This is a genomic window from Paenibacillus sp. strain BS8-2, from assembly GCF_054483835.1.
Map to the genome: position 1 here is coordinate 3,908,324 of NZ_CM137010.1, position 20,700 is coordinate 3,929,023.

The window sequence follows — 20,700 nt, forward strand, 5'->3', positions numbered from 1 at the left end:
CGCTTATCATCTAGTTGATATGCGGCTTTTGATCGCCTACAATTAGATCAATTTAGAATGTAGGATCGAGGGATGCCGGATGAGCGACGAAGAAGTAGACTTGAATATATTCCGATCCTTGCTCCTTCACTTTCTGGAAGCGAAGCTTTGGGTTCTGCAGAAGGACCAGGTGACGGAAGATCAGCGCGATACCTATTATTCGCTGCTGCTTGTTGCTGCTGGCGATTGCAGCCTTTACGCGGATGATCGGCTAATTCCTGCACACGAGCAAAGCTGTTACATGCTGCCACCGGGTCAGAGCTGGTATGTTGCCAATTATTCGGGCGAGTCCGTATCGATGTATCAATTGAAATTCAAATTCATTCATGTCGAAACTGCAACGAGTTATACGGACCCGATTAGTCCCGTCCATTATAATTGGCGGCTGTTCCCCTATATGCGTGCCATCAAGCTGTTCGAACAATTGACGGCAAATACTGATTGCGAGAGCGGCCAAGGAGGCAAAGGGACTGGGGAGATCGCTAGAGCAGGTTCAAGCATGGCTTGGTTCAGGCGTCGACAGCAGTTTATGGAATTAGTGGGTATGTTGATTGAACATAATTCTGCAGGTGGAGAAGCAAGCGGGTCGTTGACATCGGCTGAACGGTCTATTCGATACATCGAAGAGCATTACCGGCTCCCACTGAATATGAAGCAATTGGCAGAAGAAGCCGGTGCGACGCCAGGGCAATACGCGACGATGATCAAACAATTAACAGGCTCATCGCCGCTTGACTACTTGCATGGAATACGGATCAAACTAGCGAAGGAAAGGCTCGTTGCTACAGATGAACCTTTGCGAGAGGTTGCACACGGCGTTGGTTACGAGGATGAATATTATTTTAACCGTAGATTCAGGCAGATCGTGGGGATCGCGCCAAGGCAATACGCCCAGCGAATGAGAGGAAGTAAGCTGATTACGGATGATGCGGGCCGTGAAGTCCGAATCCCGGTGAAGCCAAGGCGGATACTGTACTACGGGGAGGTCATTGGTGACTTGCTGGCGCTTGGCATCAGGCCGATCGCGAGCAATTTGTATGGCTTGGAGGATTCATGGTTAACGGAGGAGGATGGCGGTCTAGATGGTATCGAAGATATCGGGATACCTCTTCGTCTTGGTAAAGCGAAGAGACTGGAGCCGGACTTGATTGTGCTTTCGAATATGGATGAACGTATCTATAATGAAATTAGCTCGATTGCTCCAACCATTGTATATGACTCGCATAACTCGCTTGTTGAACGGATTGAAAGGTTAGGAAACTGGTTAGATAAAGGGATGATCGCATCCAAGGTTATCGAGAAGTACAAATTGCAGCTCGAACAAGCACGCAAGGTAATCCAAGGATTCAGGAGTCAGAATGAGACAGTATCGGTATTTCTCTGTCATCGCGGACGCAAGTGGTTCGTCATGGGAGGTCTCGGCTTGTCCGAGCTTCTACACAGCATAGATCGAACGATTCTGTCAGAGCCTGTACAGGAGATCGTAGCCGCAGGCGAAGCCTATCGGATGATCGACCGCCAAGATATGACCCGGTATGCAGGCGATGTCGTGATTGTTCCAATGCCGAATAACGCTTCCTCGCGTGAGGCGACGGAGCAGCTCCTTCAGAGCGAGCTTTGGCAACGAATACCGGCCGTTCAGCGCGGCCGATCGTATGTGGTGGAGGAGACGAAGTGGAACTTGTACGATGCGATCTCCCGGATGCGGCAATTGGAGCGCATTCTTGAGAATCAATAGAGAGAGTCGGAGGTGCTGGTATGACGCAGAAGATCGCAATGGTTACGGGAGCGAATTCAGGTATGGGACTCGCAACAAGCATTGGTCTCGCACGAGCTGGGATGCATGTCATCATGGTTTGTCGTAATCAGGCAAGAGGTATGCAGGCACTGAGCAGCGTGCAGCAGAACGCAGGCAGCGGCAGCGCAGAACTCATGATCTGTGATCTAGGATCGTTGGCTGACATTCGTAGATTCGCGGCAGCATTTAACGCGCGCGGCGACGCGCTGGACGTTCTTGTCAACAATGCAGGTGTCGTTAGCCTCAAGCGGGAACTCACGAAGGATGGTTTTGAATCGATGATTGGCATCAATCATTTGGGGCATTATTTGTTGACGATGCTGCTGCTGGACAAGGTGAAACAAGCCGAGCAAGGCAGAATCGTTGTTGTTGCTTCTGGCGCATACAAGGCTGGTAAAATTCGATTCGACGATCCCCATTTCTCTAAGGGCTTTAATGTGGCTAGCGGGTATGGACAATCCAAGCTTGCGAATATATTGTTCGCAAGATCGCTGGCGAAGAGACTGAAGGGAACGTCTGCTACGGTCAATTCGCTCCATCCTGGAGCAGTAGCAACCAGTATAGGCGTTAACCGCGACAACGGATTTGGCAAGAGCGTTCATGCCCTGCTGAAGCCGTTTTTCCTGACGCCCGAACAAGGCTCGGAGACGGCCTTATACTTATCGCTGAGCCCGGAGGTTGCCGGTGTTAGCGGTCAATACTACTATAAGAAACGGATGCAATCTTTATCGGGCAAAGCGGCAGATGATGAAGCCGCAGAACGATTATGGAAGTGGAGTGAGGAGGTTACACGAAGTAACGGAGAATGAAGACACGCTACATCGAATCTTGAACTCAAGTGAAACTTCCGGTGCTCACGTAGCTTCCACTACGCTCCGCGCCTCAGTTTCTACTTTCATCCAATCTTCTCGGTGCTGAAAACCGAACTTTTTGAACACGCACTTTATTTAAAGTTCCTACTTCCTATCTTGGGGAAACAAATGTATAATTACTATGTATTATAAAGTAAATAACAAATGATAACCTGGAGGTAGTGGAATGTCTAATCTTAATATCGGTATTATTCTCGGCAGCACACGTCAAGGGCGTGTAAGCCCGCAAGTTGGAGAATGGGTGAAAGGGATTGCTGACGGACGCGGCGACGCTTCCTACGAAATCGTTGATATTGCAGAATACAAGCTGCCATTCTTAGGTGAAGGCACAGGTCAAGAACCTGGACTTGCCGCTTGGAACGAGAAGCTGAACAGCCTGGACGGATTCGTATTTATCGTACAGGAATACAACCATAGTATTTCCGGAGCGCTCAAGAATGCGCTTGACTCTGCTCGTGAGGCTTGGAATAACAAAGCAGCAGGTATCGTCAGCTACGGTTCTACTGGCGGAGCGCGTGCGGCAGAACATCTTCGCGGCATCCTTGGCGAGCTGCTCGTAGCAGACGTTCGGAATCATCCTACATTGTCTTTGTTCACAGACTTCGAGAACTACTCTACATTCAAACCAGCCGATATGCATCAAGCGAACGTGAACTCGATGCTTGATCAAGTTGTGGCATGGAGCGGCGCTCTGAAAACATTGAGAGCTTAATTGAAAATATTGTCTATTCAATAGAATTGGACAGAATGAAAGGCGCCCCGGGGAGTTCTCCCCAGGGCGCCTTTTTCTCGCATTAGATTTTGAATGTGGCCAGCCGCTCCAGCAAATCCTCGACCATCTTGCTCAATTGCGAGGAGGAGGCTGATATTTCTTCCATAGATGCAAGCTGCTCCTCGGATGCCGCGGCAACGCTTTGGGAGCTTGCTGCCGCCTCCGTCGCGAGAGAAGACAGCTGAGTGACGTTGCCCGAAATTTGTTCCGTACTGGCAGACATCTGCTCAGCAGCAGCGGACACTTCTTGAATTTGTACATTGACCGAGGTCATCTCCGAGAGAATGGTAGTGAAGAGTCTTTGACTCTCTGTAATGCTGGATAGACCGCTGCGAACCTTGACGTTGCCGACAGCCATGCTGCGAGACGCGTTATCTGTATCCTCACGTACGGCAGATACTAAGCTGCTAACCTCATCGGCGGCCTTGCGGGTCTGATCTGCCAGCTTGCGGATCTCCGCTGCCACTACGGCAAAGCCACGCCCATGTTCGCCGACACGGGACGCTTCGATCGCCGCGTTAAGCGCAAGCAGATTGGTCTGCGAGCTGATGGCTGTAATCACTTCGATGATGCCGCCGATTTGGACCGAACGTTGTTCTAAACGGCGGATCGATTCTTCGGTCTCCCGTACGGACAGGGCCATTTCCTCCATAACAATGACCGTGCCTTGAAGCTGTACACTTCCAGACCGGGTTTGTTCCGTAACATCATCGGTTGAAGCTGACACAGAGGAAGATGAGCTGGCGATACGTTCCGCTCCTGCAGTCATCTCGACCATCGTACGCGACGATTCCATGGCCTGCTCGTTCTGGGCAGCCGCGCCTTCGGCGATCCGACCGATCGATTCCGCTACAGTCTGAGCGGCATGACTGGTCTGCTCTGCGCTTGCCGTCAACTGCTGTGACGTTGCTCCAACGGCCATGGAGAGATCAGAAACGCGGCGGAACATATCTCTAAGCTTTTCGGTCATGACATTAAAGTATCCGCTCATGATGCCGATCTCGTCACCTGATTTAATCTCCATCCGTTGTGTAAGATCGCCTTCCGCCATAATTTGCAGCTTACTTGAAAGCAGCTTCAACGGGCGTGATACCATGAACTTAACCATAAGCGACATAATGATCGCCAAGAGGAGAATCCCAACAATGGAGGTGGTGAAAGCTGTAGTGCGGACAGTGTAGTAGTTATCCATGATTTCGGTTTGATCAACGGATGAAATGGCGTACCATGTTTGCTTCGAGCCTGGTAATGCAACGGGCTCAAAGGTTCGTAGGACACGGTTGCCGGAAGAATTCATGGTGTAGCCCTTCAACGTATTTCCGGCTTTGACTTCCTGCCATAACGCTTCCTTCTCCGGGTTGTCACTGTAAGGCTGCATAATGGATTCTGGATCATTCGGATTTGTGACATAATTGCCTTGCTCCGTGACTAGCGACACATAACCGTTCATAGGTGTGTATGCAAGAGCTTCTTCTTGCAGCTCATCCAGTGAAAGATCGATACCGATTATACCCAGAAAATTGCCGTTCTGATCGAGTATCGGTTGAGAGACCGACATAAGTTGTGTTTCTTTGCCTGCAATCGTATAGAGGTATGGATCGATATACGTGAGTTCTTTGTTTGCTTTAGGCAATAAATAATAGTCGCCCGTACCTTCGGTCATATATTCGGCGAGCGGTTCGATAATGATCCCATTAGACGACTTCACCAAATAAGGTATGAAACGACCGGTTTCATCGTCGTAGATCGCCTTGTTCTTATTGTTGACGTCATTGCCGTCGAATGCGTTGGGTTCCCATAGTGTATACATGGCGAAAATATTTTCGCGGCTCTCTATTACATGCTTAAGAAGTTCTACGGTCTGTTCCCGCGAAAAAGACTGATCTTTTCTCGAAGTAGCTAGCAGCTCTGCAAACGATTGTAGAGTTGCTTCTACATCGGACATACGCTTTTGCACATCTGTTGCATAGTTTACGCCAGCGTATTTGGCCTCTAATTCTCCCTTTTCCATGCTTAATTCCTCTAGTTGGTTTAAGTTGGAATTAAGATTGGAGCCTAGTACAAGCACGAGCAACAGCCAAATTATCAAGGTAAATTTAACGGAAAGCGAAAGGTTGCGAATTTTTGACATGGCAGCCACTCCTTTTTTCATATACGACCTTATTCGGCATTTTTCGACAAAACATATATAGGTATTTAGAACTAGAATGTAATACCACTGACGTTTTCTTAAATCGAAGATAATCGTATTGAGTTGATGCTTTCTTTTGAACAAAAAAACAGCTCCTTTCAGCATCTTGTCGATGAACAAAGGAACTGCTCTTATACTAATATTGTGCTCTATTAGTCGGGTAAACGGTAAAGACTGTCGAGCAGCTTACGAGCGAGCTTGTCTACATTCATCTTACGCATGCCGACGAGCGGGATCTGGCTCAACAGATCGGCACCCCGGTTGGATAACACAACAAGGCCTTTGCCTTTGTCGCGGTTAAAGGCAGCGAAGCTGCTGGAGCCGTATGTCCCGCCGTTATGCCAATGCGTCGTGCTGCCGTCCTTCTCTTTGTAGAACATCCAGCTATAACCAACACCGACACCTTACCCATGTAGATCTTCTTATCGTTGTTTCGACAACAGCAGAGGGGATGAAAGAAGGGCCAATCCACAGTCATCAGGTTGATGACCATGGAGAAGCCCTTCTACGTTAAGTCAATCTGACTCGTATAAGTTGTTCGCCGCCGACTTCTTGAAGATCGATATAGGTGTCTGGTCCGGCAAGGATAGTGTCAGTTGCGTTCGTACTGTCGCGGTGGAATTCGAGCTGGTAACGGGTCTCCCCGAAGCGATAGCTTACTTTGAAGCCAGGCCAGTCGGGTGGCACGCAGGGATCGAGATACAACCGGTTCCCGCGTTTGCGTAAGCCGAGAATCCATTCAATTCCGCTCTGATACATCCAGCTTGATGCTCCGGTATACCAGGTCCAGCCCGCATGACCGCGATGCGGCTCGGCCGTGTAGACATCTGCGGCCATGACATAGGGTTCGCCATAATAGGTGCGAACCTCGCGATCGGTTCGTGTATGGTTGATGGGGTTGAGCATCCGGAACAGCTCGAATGCTTTGTCTCCGCGCCCCAGCTTCGTCCATGCGACAATACCCCACAAGACGCCATGCGTATATTGCGCGCCGTTCTCGCGAATGCCCGGCGGATAACCTTGAATATAACCTGGACTAGGCTCGGTCACGTCGAATGGCGGCGTGAGCAGACGGATGACATCCATTTCGCGATCGACAAGCTCGCGATCGAAGGATTGCATCGCTTGTAATGCGCGATCCGCCGGCGCTGCTCCAGAGATAACGGACCAAGACTGTGCGATGGCATCGATCCGGCATTCGTCATTATATAGCGATCCGAGCCAAGTGCCTGCGTCGGTGAATGCTCGGCGGTACCACTGGCCGTCCCAAGCATGTTCATGAATGGAGGCGGCGAGCTTCTCCCGTTCCTGTTTGTAATGGACGGCTCGTTCTGTATCGCCGCAGAACTCGCAAAGAGGCTCCAGGCGACTTAGCACCTCGCACAGGAACCAACCCAGCCAGACGCTTTCTCCGCGGCCCTCATCTCCGACGAGATTCATGCCATCGTTCCAATCGCCAACCCCGATATGCGGCAAACCATGTTCGCCTATGCGGGAGAGCGACTTGTCGATCGCTTTCGTACAATGTTCATAGATCGTACCACTGCGAGAGGAGCGTACCGTTTCCTCATATCGCTCATGCTCGCCTTCCTTCAGAATTTCGCTCGTAATGTACGGTACAAGCTCGTCCAGGATGGACCGATCCTCGGTATGCTCGACATAGCGGCTGACCGTGTAAGGCAGCCATAGCAGGTCGTCGGAGAACAAGGTACGGATACCGCGGCTTGTCTCTTCATGCCACCAATGCTGTACATCGCCTTCTTCGTATTGATGGGAGGCGCTGAGCAGAATTTGTTTCCTCGTCAGCTGGGGTCTAGTGTGCAGGATCGCAAGCGAGTCTTGCAGCTGATCCCGGAACCCGAAGGCTCCTCCCGCTTGGTAGAACGCTGTTCTGGCCCACATTCTGCATGCAACCGATTGATACAGCAGCCATCCATTCAGGAGCATATTGCTTTCTTCTGAAGGCGTTTCGACGACAATCTGTTCAAGCGTATCTTCCCAATAACGGGAAGTGGCTTGCCAGGCTTCATCACACTGGCTGGCGTTCGCATATTTTGATGCAAGCTCGGCGGCATTGTCTCGCGACGTTGCGCAGCCGAGCAAAATAATGACTTCGCGTTCCTCGCCAGGCGACAGGGTCAGCTTGCGCTGAACGGCTCCGCAGCTGGCATAATGAACGCCGGCACGTTTGTCCAATTGGTTCTGGTTCAAGGCGGCAGGTTGATATACGCTGCCGTTCCTGCCGACGAAGCTTAGCTGATCGGCCGTCCAAGTGACTGATTCTTCTTCCCGTGGTTGCTGTGGGAAAACACCGAGAAAAGGTGTAGCCTCGCGGAAAATATCCTGGTACCGGTTCTGAGCGGTCAAGATTTGGGCCTCCTCGTCCCACTCGCATGAAATAAAGGAGGCATTGGACTGACGCTGTACACCAATGACCCACTCTGCATAATAGGTGACCGAAAGCTTCCTTGGTTCTGGCGATTCGTTGCGAAGCTGAAGCCGCATAATCTTGACGGGATCCTCCATTGGTACATAAAGATCAAACGAGTGGCGGATGCCTTCGCGCTCATGCTCGAACATGGAGTTCCCAAGTCCATGGGTTACCACATACGGTGACGGGTTGCTCCCAGCGGAAGGCGTAAGCGTCCACTGGATGCCGCTTTCTTCGTCTCGCAGGAAACCCAGCTCCCCCGGCTCGTCGAGTACCGGATCGTTCGACCAAGGTGTAAGCTTGCACTCCCGGCTATTGCGCCAGAAGGTGTACCCCGTGCCAAGCTCCGATACGAGTGCTCCAAATCCAGGATTCGCAAGCACATTAATCCAGGGAGCGGGCAGATGATGTTCACCGTCGATCTGGAGCTTGTATTGTTTGCCGTTATTCGCAAAGCCGCCCCAGCCGTTATAAAACTTCACTTCCTTGGCATCAAGCGACACGCCGCCGCTTGATGAGAACCTCGAGCTTGACGCATCTTGAGTATTAAACGACGATGGTTCCAACGTTTCGGCAATCGCATCGGCAATGGTATCGACTTCGGCTTCACCAGCCCGCGCTTTGCGCAGCGGTCCGCGCTCAATTGCGCGTTTCATTGCATGGACGCTGTCAGGGGTCTCTCCTGCGCGCCTTGGCAGTCTGAGCTGTACGGCAATGGACGGGCCGCTTGCGCGTAACGTTAATCGAGCAAATGCAAGCAGCAGCGTCAAGTCCTCTTGCGGAATTTGGGCGGCTGGAAGAACGCGAATATTGGCATGGCCTGCACCGAATCGATCGACGCCATGCTCCACCGCACGGCTGAGCGAATCCTGCAGCTCCTGCGAGTATCCTTCTTCGGAATAGTTCAGGATGACGAGATCAAAGCGGATGCCAAGTCTCCGCAAATATTCATGGCAGGAGAGCAGCTTCATAATAAAAGGCAGCCGGCTGCGATTATCGATTTCGGCAACGACGGCGGGTTTGTCGCCGGACACACCATATGCCCACAGACCTGGTTGTCCTTTGACATTGGCTTCGATCCTGGCGCTTCGGCTGGCGCTGAGCGGCGGCGTATAGAGCACCTGCGCGGCCAAGCGCTGGAAGTCGTAAGCGTCGGCGAGATCTAGACCGAGGCTGCGAAGCTCGATACGGCTGCGCGTCCATGCCAACTGGAATTCACGTTCAACGGTTTCCCGTTTGCCGAAGGCGCTGGCAGCTTCGATCACAACAGAACGGCTCTCGCCAACCGAAGTGACCGCATATAACACCGCCTCACTGCCGGGTTCGATCTGAACATGACGACGCATGACGAACGCGGGGTCGGCAACGGATCCGGTCTTGCCCTTAAGTCTGGAAGAGATGCTCTGCGGCAGCCTCGGCTCGAAACCTCGACCGATAAAGGCGGATCGATCAGTCTCGAATTCGGGCGAGCCATGACTTGCGCCATCCGAGATGAGAGAATGGGCGGCCCAAAGCGCTTGTTCCTTGGCTTCGCGTTTGCGACGGCTTGCGACAAGGCAGCCGCTTCCTTCGTCGTACGCCGTGCGGATAAACAGCTTGCTGAATGCAGTGTGCGCATCATCGGCGATAGGATTGGCGAGAGCGAGCTCGACGTATGTCGTTACCTCGACCATTTTGTTTTGTGACCCATTATTCGTCAGCGTAATTCGGCGGATCTCCGCGTCGAATTCCGGCGAGGCACAGATTTCCATCTTGGCGTTCAGCTCGTTGTGACTTCGCTCGAAGGTTGCTTTGCCGAGCTCGAACCGGATTCGTTGATCCGGTGATTCGCCTCGGCACGGTTGATAGGATGCGGACCAAACTTCGCTGGTGGCAACATCTCGGATATAGACGAAGGAGCCCCATGAGTCACGCACGGGATCTTCTCTCCAGCGCGAAACAGACATTCCATCGAAGCTGCTGTAGCCGCTCCCGCTTGCTGTGACGATCGTGCTGAACCGACCGTTGGATAACACGCATGTTTCCGGCACCTTGGTATGCGGGGAAGAAAATTCCCGAATCGGATCGGCAGGCGACGCCGTTTTCTCGCGATCATCCTCCAGTCTGTGCAGAGCGGGATGGCGAATCAGCTTAGCCTTCTCCGGAATACGTTCCTGCAGCAACAGCTCAGCCGCCTGAACTTCCTTATTGCGATGGAACCGGTCGATCATCGAATGCGGCAGCAGCAGATTGGACAATGTCAGCAGGCTCATCCCTTGATGATGCGCCATGAAGCTTTGGATGACGGCATGTTTGCCGTCTTGCCGGAGTCTGCGCGGAGTAAAGTCCAGCGCCTCGTAATATCCATATCGACCGCGACCGCCAATACGCTCGAACTCTGCGAGCGCGTGAATACTTTCCTCGCGTGCGTATGGCAGCGCCATGATCGTTGCATAAGGCGCAAGCACGAGATCCTGCTCCAGCCCCCGCTTGAAGCCCAGACCAGGAACGCCGAATGCTCTGTATTGATAGTTGAGCTGATGGTCAAAGGCAAAGTATCCCGATTCAGATATGCCGAAGGGTACACCTTTCTGCTTGGCATAATCGATTTGCCGCCCAACGACGGCTTTGTAAGTGCTATCCCATACGGTATCACGGTATGTTCGCATGAGCAGCCAGGGCATCATATATTCGAACATCGTGCCAGACCAGGAGAGCAGTGCAGCGTTGCCGCGAATTTTCGTCATGGTCCGGCCAAGCGCATTCCAGTGTGAGACGGGGATTTGACCCATCGCTATAGCCACGAAGCTGGCTTGCCGAGCCTCCGAAGCTAATAGGTCGTATAACACCTCATCCCGCTCGCGTCTGCCGACATGGTAGCCGAGCGAGAATAAATTCGTTTTGGAATCATGCAGCGGCTTGAAGTTTGTTTCTCTGGTTAGCACATCTATTCGTGAAGCAAGTGCATTGCCGCGCCTCATGAGCTCGGAATTGCTTATTGAGCCAAGCTCATTGGCGAACGCAACCTCCGATCGTCCGCTTCCCCAGTGCTCCTCGTTGCCTCTGTTGTCATTGCCGCCGCCCGCCTTGCCGCCCCAGTCGGCTTGCAGCCATTCCAGCAATCCCTCTCTGACAGCCATGAGGGAAGCTGCCAGGTTGCCCGAGTCAACGGTTGATACGTAGATCGGCAAGAGAGGACGAAGCGTCTCTGTATCGTACCAGTTGTACAGATGGCCTTCCCATTTCTCCATTTGTTCGATCGTGCTGATCGTCTGCTCTAAGCGCTCGACGAGTCCCCTCGTATCGATAAATCCAAAGTCCCTCGCAGCGACCGCACATAATGCATACATCCCGATGTTGGTTGGCGAAGTACGGTGCGCGATCCCGCGGTCCGGCTCGATCTGTACGTTGTCGGGCGGGAGCCAATGATCCTTTTCTGTCACAAAATCCTCGTAGAAATCCCAAATGTCGCGTGCGAGTGTATGCAGATCCTCACGCTGAGACGCCGTAAAGTCCTTGTCTGTCCGAGCCGGCGCGCCGTCGAGCCACCGAATGACGAGTGGAGTCACGCACCAAAGGATGGCGACTGCAAATCCGATACTGCGGAGTGTCGTAGACTCATTCGCTGTAAGCAGCATGCTGGCTGCGAGAATGGCCGCAAACAGGAACCCGCCGCCCATACCCGTCATTGGAGGAGCGCCTGCTTTGTCAGATTGTCTCTCTACTTCTGATTGGCTTGTCCATTCCAATAATTTGCGCTTCGAGAAGAGCAGCCGGAACAGAGTCCTCATGATTGCGCCCAGCAACATCGCGCTTTGGAACGGCAGGATCAATAACGTAAGGCAGGCATGTGCGGCAGTCCGCAGTAATGCGCCTGGTCGTTGCAGCCAGACGGAAGGCGTGAATAGTTGGCGGATCACAGGAAGCAGCAACGTCAGGCATACAACTGTATACCATGCCAGCGTTGGTCCGGGAAGGACGGTGGCAAGCAGAAACATGGCGAGCAGGGCGGGAGACAGCAAGCTGCGTCTCATATTATCCGCGATCTGCCAGCGCGTAAGCAGCGATAATCGCGTCGGGATTCGTTCTCCCGACGCGCTGCTCGCTTTGCTTCTTAGCCACGGCAATAGCTGCCAATCGCCGCGTGTCCAGCGATGCAACCTCTTCTGCTGAGAGAGAAAGGTTGGCGGATGATCATCGATAAGCTCGATATCGGACAACAATCCGGTGCGTAAGAAGCCGCCTTCCAGCAGATCGTGGCTTAATACGCGATTTTCGGGCAATCGGCCGGATAGGATATGATGGAACGTTTGAACGTCGAATATGCCTTTGCCCGTAAAGATGCCTTGACCGGTAGCATCTTGATAGGGATCCGATACGGCAAAAGCATAAGGATCCAGTCCGGCCTCATGGGCGAATAACGCCGTTAGACGCGACTTGCGCGCGCTCTCATAGGTCATGCCGATGCGGGGCTGGAGCACGCCGTATCCCTCGATGACCTGCATCCCGTCTGGCGATAGTCTTGGTCGATTGTAAGGCAGATGGATGGCGCCGACCATGCGCTGCGCGCTCTCCAGCGGCAAACGGGTATCCGCATCCAGTGTGATCACATAGCGGATATGGCCCAGAGCCGAATCGTCGCCGGCTCTTCTCTCAAAGCTGGTACGCGTATCGCCTCTGAGCAGCTTAACGAATTCCTCTAATTTGCCGCGTTTGCGCTCCCAGCCCATCCATACGTTTTCGGAGGCATTCCACCGCCGGCCTCTATGGAACAGATGGAAGGGGGTGCCGGGGTAGTCGCGATTGAGCCGCTCCACGCCGGATAGGGCAGCCCGAATCATTGGCTCATCACTTGCTAGGCGCTCTTCGCGGGTGTCCCGAAAGTCGCTCAAGATCGCGAAACGCAGTTGTGGATCACGATTGGCCAAATAATGAAGCTCCAGGCGCTCTAAAGTAGCAGCGATATCGTCAAGTCTGCTCCATATGACGGGAATAACGATCATCGTATTAGCGTCTTGCGGAATTCCCTTGGAGAAGTCGTAACGCAGCAGGCGGTCAGGGACCGTGACTCTTTCAATGAGCCAGTGCACAAGAGTAACGGACCATTCGCTTGCCGGTATGAGCAGCAGTGCGAATGCCAGAGCTAGTCCCCCCGCAGCAATAGGCTCATCAATCCCGGCTATAATTGACGTCAGCATGGCAAGCAAAGCGGCTAGAGTGCCAAGCGCTACAAGCTGCAAATAGATGCCGGAAGCCCGTCTTTTGAAGCCTGCCTCTGGCAAGGCGCCAGCTTTGCCGCATTGCTTGAGGGCGGATTGAAGCCGCCGCATGCCGCGTGCTTCCAGCAAATAATAGGCCGCATAACTTTCCCTAGGAGGCAATGATGCGTTTGTATCTGTTTCCTCAGCACGAAAGGCTCCATAACGGTCATCAGCAAGGGAGACTGCTTGCGAAGCTACTAGATTTTCAGGCACATGCATGCGGCGGGCTAGCCGTTCCACACGGTGTCGGAGCGTATGGCGGCTCCCGCTGTCCAATCTCGGGTAGTCATTCGCTTGCTCGCCCCGAAGCGTTCGTTCAATGATGCTGATTCGTTCGAAAAGCACGCTCCAATCCCAGCGCGATAACTTGCGCAGACTTCCGATGACGTTGCCTGCACTTACCTGGTATTCGGCTTGCAGCCTGTATTCGTAAGAAAGGATGGCGTCCAAATCTTCTGGAGGGTTCTCCAGCTTGCAAACCAGCCACTCGCCCATATGCGCGGAGTCCTCGGCGTGATCTCGGAGATGTTTGACCAAATGAACGGTCATCGCACCGGAAAGCGGCAACTCGATCTGCTCCCGGTCGAGCGCGGCCTTGAATGTCTCCGGATTGAGTTCCGATGCGGGGATGCCGGCTAACATCCGGTCCACTTGCAGACAGACGAGCCGGCGTTCTCGCAGCGGTTCCACGACCATGGCAAGCTTACGTAGCAGCTCCATCTGCAGGAACAGCGATAAGGACCAAGCCTCTGCCGTCGTCAGAACGGCCACATCCTGATAGGCATCGAGGTAAGCTTCTAGCATCCCGTCATCAAGTAAGCCGTCAGTCAGCGCCAGATAATGGCTGCAGATCGAAGCGGCTCTAGTCAAATCTGTTCCCTTAAGAGCGGGCAGCTCCTTGGCGGGAAAGTCCGCCAGGGCTTCGCGGATGCCGGCTAGCTCAGCTTCCAGAAACTCTGCATGGTCTCGCAGCCATTCGTCCGCGGGCTGCTCGCATACGGTAGAGCTTTCGTTGATTGCCGCGATATAGCCGCGCAGCTGGCGTATATCTTCCTCCATACGTCTCCACAACACCTTCGAAGAGACACGATTGCCGCTCGCATCATGCTCCAGTGCAAGCTTGTGGGCATGCTCTCGCATGTTATCGAGATTCATTTCCATTTTCCAATTTCCCCCATGGGTCACTTTGTATATAAAAGCACTTCTTTACCATTCCGCTTTTTGGCCCATTTTATAAGTTTGTGGCAAGAAAGAGTTTGTGGAACGGATCCAAAAGGTCATGATGGCCGTTAATTTGTTGTAAATACCATAGACAATATCTATAGCTCCTCCGAAAACTATTAATTACTTGTATGGCTTAGCTACGTATTATAGTTAAGTCAAAGCTACAGATAGATCGCGCTTGACGGGAGGAGAAGGAACATGGAACCAACTACTTTTATTTTGTTCGGGGCAACTGGTGATCTGGCCAAACGCAAGATCTATCCAGCCCTCTTTCATTTATTTATGGGTGGCAAGCTGCCCGCTGCATTTGCATTAATCGGATTAGGTCGCAGAGACTGGTCTGACGAGAAGTTTCGCGGCAATGTCGCGCAATCCATCCGTGATTATGCAAGAGGGAAGGACCATGACGAAGCTCAGATCGAGTCGTTCCTGCAAGCATTCAGCTACAGCGTGCTGAATATCGACATATTGGACGACTACGGCAAGCTGCTGCATAAGATTGAGACCCGCGAGCAAGTGCTTGAGTTGGCTCCGAACCGACTGTTTTATTTGTCTGTCGGTCCCGAATATTTCGAGACGATCGCAGCCAACATCGAGAAGAGCGGACTGGGGGCAGCCGACGGTTGGAAACGTCTCGTTATCGAGAAGCCGTTCGGCCATAACCTGCAAACCGCTAGAGCTCTTAACGAGATGCTCGGTCGAGCGTTTGTAGAAGAGCAAATATTCCGTATCGACCATTACCTAGGAAAGCCGATGCTGCAGCGCTTCAAGGCGCTTCAACAAAGTAATCCCATCATTCAGGCGCTCTGGACGAACCGTAATATAGCCAATGTACAGATCACAGCAAACGAAACGGTTGGCGTAGAAGAACGGGCAGGGTATTATGACCATGTAGGCGCGCTTCGTGACATGTTCCAGAACCATATGCTGCAGCTGCTGATGATGACGGCGATCCGTACCTCTGTCGGCAATGATGCCGACGTGGTTCGTTTCAAGAAAAAACATATTATGGAGGCGCTCGAGCCGCTGCAGAAGGCAGACGTCAGCGCAACCGTCGTACGCGGTCAATATGCAGCGGGGCAGATTAACGGGAATCCTGTTGCCGGCTATACATCCGAGCCAGGCATAACGCCAGGTTCGAACAATGACACATTTGTCGCTGCGAAGCTGACGATCGACGATTCCTTCTGGCGCGGGGTTCCATTCTATATCCGTACTGGCAAACGTCTGAAGGAGAAATCGACGCGCATTGTCATAGAGTTCAAAGAGGCGCTGCAACAAAGCACGAACGGCGATGAAGGCACACCTGAACCGAATTTGCTTGTCATCGAGATGAGTCCGGGCGAGAGCATCTCGCTGCAGCTCAATACGATGGATGGAACGGCCAAAGAAAACGTTAAGCCGATCCGCATTGATATCGATCCTGGCCATGGCGATCTGCCGGAAGCGTATGAGAACCTGATTCATGATGCGCTGCTTGGCGACGCGACTTATTTTGCCCATTGGGATGAGGTAGAAGCGTCCTGGGCTTGGGTGCAGCCGATCCTCGAAGCCTATGAAGAGAACAGCGTGCCGCTGTATCGTTACGAGGCTGGAACTTACGGTCCGTCACAAGCAGATGAGCTGCTTGCAAGGGATGGTTACCGCTGGTGGTTCGATGCCGCGGAGCCTGTTAAGCAATTGACAGCAGCTGGACAAGAATAATAGAGAAAAGGGAGCGTTAATGCCATGAGTAAGCAACAAATCGGAGTAGTCGGACTTGCGGTTATGGGTAAAAACCTTGCATTGAACATGGAGAGCAAAGGTTTCTCTGTCTCGGTGTACAATCGTTCGCCGGAGAAAACAAATGAATTACTTGCCGAATCGGAAGGGAAAAATCTCGTTGGCACCTTCAGCGTGGAAGAGTTTGTGTCCTCGCTCGAGATTCCTCGCAAAATATTGATTATGGTGCAAGCAGGTCCGGCAACGGATGCAACGATTGAACAATTGCTCCCGTTCTTGGACCAAGGAGATATCTTGATTGACGGAGGCAATGCCTACTTCCCGGATACGCAGAGACGCAATAAGGAGCTGCAAGAAAAGGGCTTCCGTTTCATCGGAGCAGGCGTATCGGGGGGCGAAGAGGGCGCGCTTAACGGACCGGCTATTATGCCGGGCGGCGTGCGCGACGCGTATGAGCTCGTAGAGCCGATTCTGACTGCCATCTCGGCCAAAGTAGACGGCGATCCGTGCTGCACGTACATCGGGGGCGACGGAGCGGGTCACTATGTCAAAATGGTGCATAACGGCATCGAATATGGCGACATGCAGCTGATTGGCGAAGCCTATCATTTGCTCAAGGACACGCTTTCCGTTAGTGCGGAAGAGCTGCACAATATCTTCACAGAGTGGAACAACGGCGAGCTCGACAGTTATCTGATTGAAATTACCGCAGACATTTTCTCCAAATACGATGCGGAAACAGGCAAGCCAATGGTCGACGTCATTCTTGATTCCGCAGGTCAGAAGGGAACAGGCAAGTGGACGAGCCAAAGCTCGCTTGATCTTGGCGTTCCGCTTTCGATCATTACAGAATCCGTATTCTCCCGGTTCATCTCCGCGATGAAAGAAGAACGCGTAGCGGCAAGCAAAGTGCTGAGCGGACCTTCTGTTGCTGCATATGACGGAGATGCGCAAGCGTTCATCGAAGCCGTGCGCAAAGCGTTGTATGCAAGCAAGATCGCTTCTTATGCACAAGGTTTCGCACAGATGAGAGCGGCATCCGAAGCGTATGGTTGGGACTTGAATTATGGCAGCATCGCGATGATCTTCCGCGGCGGCTGTATCATCCGCGCGCGTTTCCTGCAAAATATTAAAGATGCCTACGACCGTAATCCAGAGCTCAAAAATTTGTTCTTGGACGAATATTTCGGCAGCATCGTAACGAATTACCAAGAAGCATGGCGCAATGTGATCGCGACGGCTGTAACAAGAGGCATCCCGGTTCCGGCTTTCGCGTCGGCATTAGCCTACTATGACAGCTACCGTACGGAGCGTCTGCCGGCTAACCTGCTGCAAGCACAACGCGATTACTTCGGCGCGCACACGTTCGAACGTGTGGATCAGCCAGGCAAATTCCATTTCCAGTGGATGAAGGAAGAATAAATCCATGATCTATCGTCTATGGGAAGATGGGGCTCCGTCGCATCAGGGGATCACTGAAGTTCATGAGCCAACGCTGGAGGTATACCTCGTGCCAGAGGCAGAACGGGCGGGACTTGTTATCATTTGCCCAGGCGGAGCGTACCGGAGGAGAGCGGAGCATGAAGGATATCCGATCGCACAATGGCTCAATAGCATTGGCATCTCGGCGGCAGTCTTGCAATACCGCGTATATCCTTATCAATATCCGGTTCCGTTGATTGACGGCCAGCGTGCCGTGAGGTTAGCTCGTCACCATGCAGCGGAATGGGGCATCCGCGAGGACCGTATCGCGACGCTTGGATTCTCCGCAGGCGGTCATCTGGTATCGTCGCTTGGCACACGCTTCGACAGCGGAGATGCGGATTCGACCGACCCAATCGAACGGCAAAGCTCTCGTCCCGATGCGCTTGTGATGTGTTACCCTGTTATTTCGTTCGCAGAGCCATATTCTCATCTCGGCTCAGTTACCGCGCAGCTTGGCGAAGAGTCGACGCAGGAGCAGCGTCTCGCGTTGTCCAGCCAGCTTCTTGTGACAGAAGCGACACCGCCTTCGTTCCTCTGGCATACGGCAGAGGATACGGCGGTTCCGCCGGAGCATAGCATGATGTTCGCCTTGGCGCTAAGCAAGGCTAAGGTGCCATTCGAACTGCATATTTACGAGGAAGGCGTACATGGCGTCGGGTTGTCAGAGGCTCTACCTGACACCGCGCAATGGACAGTCCAGTGCGAACGCTGGCTGCGTCGACTCGGCTTCGTGTATGCGGATGCAAGTGCCGTAAAGGCTTGAAATACGAGCAAGGAGCAGGTCACCCCATGAGGGGATGCCTGCTCCTTTTGTAATTTCACCTTTCCATTGACTAACCTCTGTCGCAGATCAACACTCCGCGCCGCTCAGTTCGTTCGTAAACATCCGCTTGTATTCTTGCGGCGATACTCTCTCTGCCGATGCCGGCACGTAATGGAATTGCAAGGCCCGCCGCTTGAGCGTCGAGAGGTTAGATGGGGTGCCATGGTACAGCATGCCGTGGAAGAAAAGGGCGCCTCCCGGCTTCAGAGGTACAATGACATCTCGGTTAACCGGCACTTGCGAATCGCATAGCTGCCAATCGCGGATCGCATAATGTGGCGTTGCGCCTTCTTGGTGGGAGCCAGGTATGATATGCATGCATCCGTTGTCGGCAGTCGCTTCATCCAGCGCGATCCAGACGCCGATAGCTGCTTTGGTATACGTTAAACCGCCATATGCCATATCTTGATGCCATGGCTTCTCTCCGCCGCCATGCGGGGGTTTAAGCAACGCCATATCCTGGATCAATACGGGCTCCTCGCCGAAAATACGCTGAATAATACTTATCAAGTCGGGATGATAAGCGATCTGGCGCAGCCGATCCTCGACGGAAACGAACTCATAGATTTTGCGAATCGATAGGTCGCGTTCTTCCGGAGTGTTTAATTGGCTCTCGGATTTGGTGAATTGGAGCTTCGCTCCCTTCCGATCCACATGGAGGAGATCCATTAGCGCTTGCTTCGATTGTTCGACCTCGGCTTCATTTAACAAACCATCGATTGATAGAAAACCTGATTGTTTATAACCCTTTAAATGTTCATTCTCAAGCGCATCAATCCCGTTTAGACTTACATGCACGTTGTCATACTTGTATAACATGGCGTTGATGGATTCCTGACTTACGGCTGTTCGTTTCATTGGTTATGTTCGCCTCCATGAATGGATTGTTTCTTGTGTATTCAGATTAACAAAGCAGGAGGGAATCAGGAATGGACCGGTAGCGGTTAAATTTGGACTTAAATGCTATATTTTATTGTTGGGCGAATAAAGGGAATAGGGGTTCTTTATCGAATTTTTCTGGTGTAGGGAAGGGGGAGCAGAGAGTGGGAGATGTCACGATTGAGGGTAACGAGGGATGGCAATGGAGCAGGCTTCATTTGGCGCTCAATGGTATAGGAGGCAAAGCTCGCTGCGAGCCGAACTGGTCGTGGCAGCCGCTTCCGCTTGCGGATTATGATTTGTGGTACGCTGTTAAAGGGCGAGGAGAGATGTACATCAACGGATTTCGGCATGAGATTCGGTCCGGCACATTCTTTGTACTTCGTCCTGGGGATGTCATTCATGCGAGCCATCGTCAAGATGATCCGCTTACGGTACTCTTTTGCCATTTTGCAATGACAAACCTTCTAGAGATTGAGACCGGGGGGTGGCATGATCCGTTGCCGGAACAGCGCTGCGTGTACATTCGGGATACGTACAGGCTGGAGCCGTTATTGCATCAGCTCGTTGATATGACCTATTGGGAAGAAGCCGATGCCGCGAACGAGGCAGAATATGATCTGCTGCTCAAGCTTATTCTGACCAGATGGCTGAAGGAGATGGATCGGCAGCATGAGCCTGCTCGCAACTATTACGTCGACCAGATCATCCAGACCGTCCATAATGAAATTCGGTTCAGACTATCCGAGGAGATCCATTACGAAACAGTTGTCGCCGCGTCTGGCTTATCTGCTCGGTACGTCAGCGCGCTAATGAAACGCCATACAGGACTTACGCTCAAAGAAACAATATCGAAACTTCGGATGGAACGTGCAGCCCACTTGCTGGGAGAAACGGCGATGACGGTGTCCGAAGTGGCGGAAGCGCTTGCATACTCTGATATTTATACGTTCAGCAAGCTGTTTAAGCGGTATTATGGTCATTCGCCTTCGGAAGCAAGACGTCAGCGGCAATGATGGCATCTGTCCAGGTTACCGGCAATAAAGGCAATTAAGGCAATAAAGGTTGACATCATCTTACGGATTCAATATACTTGCTGTAATTTGATAAACCAATGCGTAGAATGAGCGCAGTAGCGGCTTAGTCCCTGTCTCAGAAAGCCGGGGGGCGATGGAACCCGGCACACATTAAGCCTGCGAAATACACTCTGGAGCATCTCGGGTA

11 protein-coding genes are annotated in these 20,700 nt (G+C 52.5%); 7 read left to right on the forward strand and 4 right to left on the reverse strand.

The window, feature by feature from the left end; genetic code table 11:
• Positions 1-79: 79 nt before the first annotated feature.
• The 3 genes from ACX1C1_RS16525 to ACX1C1_RS16535 all read left to right on the forward strand — a co-directional run bounded on the left by ACX1C1_RS16525 (position 80) and on the right by ACX1C1_RS16535 (position 3,421).
• Positions 80-1,777 (forward strand): helix-turn-helix domain-containing protein, encoded by a 1,698-nt coding sequence (locus ACX1C1_RS16525; RefSeq protein ID WP_458953269.1) that lies wholly within the window; start codon positions 80-82, stop codon positions 1,775-1,777.
• 20 nt (positions 1,778-1,797) lie between these two features.
• The gene (locus ACX1C1_RS16530; protein ID WP_458953270.1) at positions 1,798-2,646 is read left to right on the forward strand and encodes an SDR family oxidoreductase; all 849 of its coding nucleotides are present in this window, start codon (positions 1,798-1,800) and stop codon (positions 2,644-2,646) included.
• 229 nt (positions 2,647-2,875) lie between these two features.
• On the forward strand, positions 2,876-3,421 hold the full coding sequence (locus ACX1C1_RS16535; protein WP_458953271.1) for an NADPH-dependent FMN reductase: 546 nt from the start codon (positions 2,876-2,878) through the stop codon (positions 3,419-3,421).
• An 82-nt stretch (positions 3,422-3,503) separates the two neighbouring features.
• Here ACX1C1_RS16535 and ACX1C1_RS16540 read toward each other — a convergent pair whose 3' ends face one another.
• From ACX1C1_RS16540 to ACX1C1_RS16550, 3 genes are all read right to left on the reverse strand, one after another.
• Entirely contained in the window at positions 3,504-5,612 is a 2,109-nt protein-coding gene (locus ACX1C1_RS16540; protein WP_458953272.1) for a methyl-accepting chemotaxis protein, read from the reverse strand.
• Positions 5,613-5,824: 212 nt separating this feature from the next.
• Complete coding sequence (locus tag ACX1C1_RS16545) at positions 5,825-6,052, reverse strand: hypothetical protein (protein WP_458953273.1); 228 nt, start codon at positions 6,050-6,052, stop codon at positions 5,825-5,827.
• A gap of 130 nt (positions 6,053-6,182) precedes the next feature.
• Positions 6,183-14,504 carry a GH36-type glycosyl hydrolase domain-containing protein gene (locus tag ACX1C1_RS16550; protein ID WP_458953274.1) on the reverse strand — a complete coding sequence of 2,774 codons (8,322 nt, stop codon included), beginning with the start codon at positions 14,502-14,504 and terminating at the stop codon, positions 6,183-6,185.
• 261 nt (positions 14,505-14,765) lie between these two features.
• Here ACX1C1_RS16550 and zwf point away from each other — a divergent pair, with 261 nt between their 5' ends.
• From zwf to ACX1C1_RS16565, 3 genes are read left to right on the forward strand one after another with little or no spacing between them, the layout of a single operon-like run.
• Positions 14,766-16,271, forward strand: coding sequence for a glucose-6-phosphate dehydrogenase (gene zwf, locus ACX1C1_RS16555; RefSeq protein ID WP_458953275.1), 1,506 nt, complete (start codon positions 14,766-14,768; stop codon positions 16,269-16,271).
• Positions 16,272-16,295: 24 nt separating this feature from the next.
• Positions 16,296-17,711: an NADP-dependent phosphogluconate dehydrogenase gene (gndA, locus tag ACX1C1_RS16560; protein ID WP_458953276.1), complete on the forward strand. Its 1,416-nt coding sequence runs from the start codon at positions 16,296-16,298 to the stop codon at positions 17,709-17,711.
• Between the two features lie 4 nt (positions 17,712-17,715).
• Complete coding sequence (locus ACX1C1_RS16565) at positions 17,716-18,537, forward strand: alpha/beta hydrolase (protein WP_458953277.1); 822 nt, start codon at positions 17,716-17,718, stop codon at positions 18,535-18,537.
• 87 nt (positions 18,538-18,624) lie between these two features.
• Here ACX1C1_RS16565 and ACX1C1_RS16570 read toward each other — a convergent pair whose 3' ends face one another.
• Positions 18,625-19,455, reverse strand: a complete 831-nt coding sequence (locus ACX1C1_RS16570; protein ID WP_458953278.1) for a phytanoyl-CoA dioxygenase family protein — start codon at positions 19,453-19,455, stop codon at positions 18,625-18,627.
• A 185-nt stretch (positions 19,456-19,640) separates the two neighbouring features.
• Here ACX1C1_RS16570 and ACX1C1_RS16575 point away from each other — a divergent pair, with 185 nt between their 5' ends.
• Complete coding sequence (locus ACX1C1_RS16575; protein ID WP_458953279.1) at positions 19,641-20,492, forward strand: helix-turn-helix domain-containing protein; 852 nt, start codon at positions 19,641-19,643, stop codon at positions 20,490-20,492.
• Positions 20,493-20,700 lie beyond the last annotated feature (208 nt).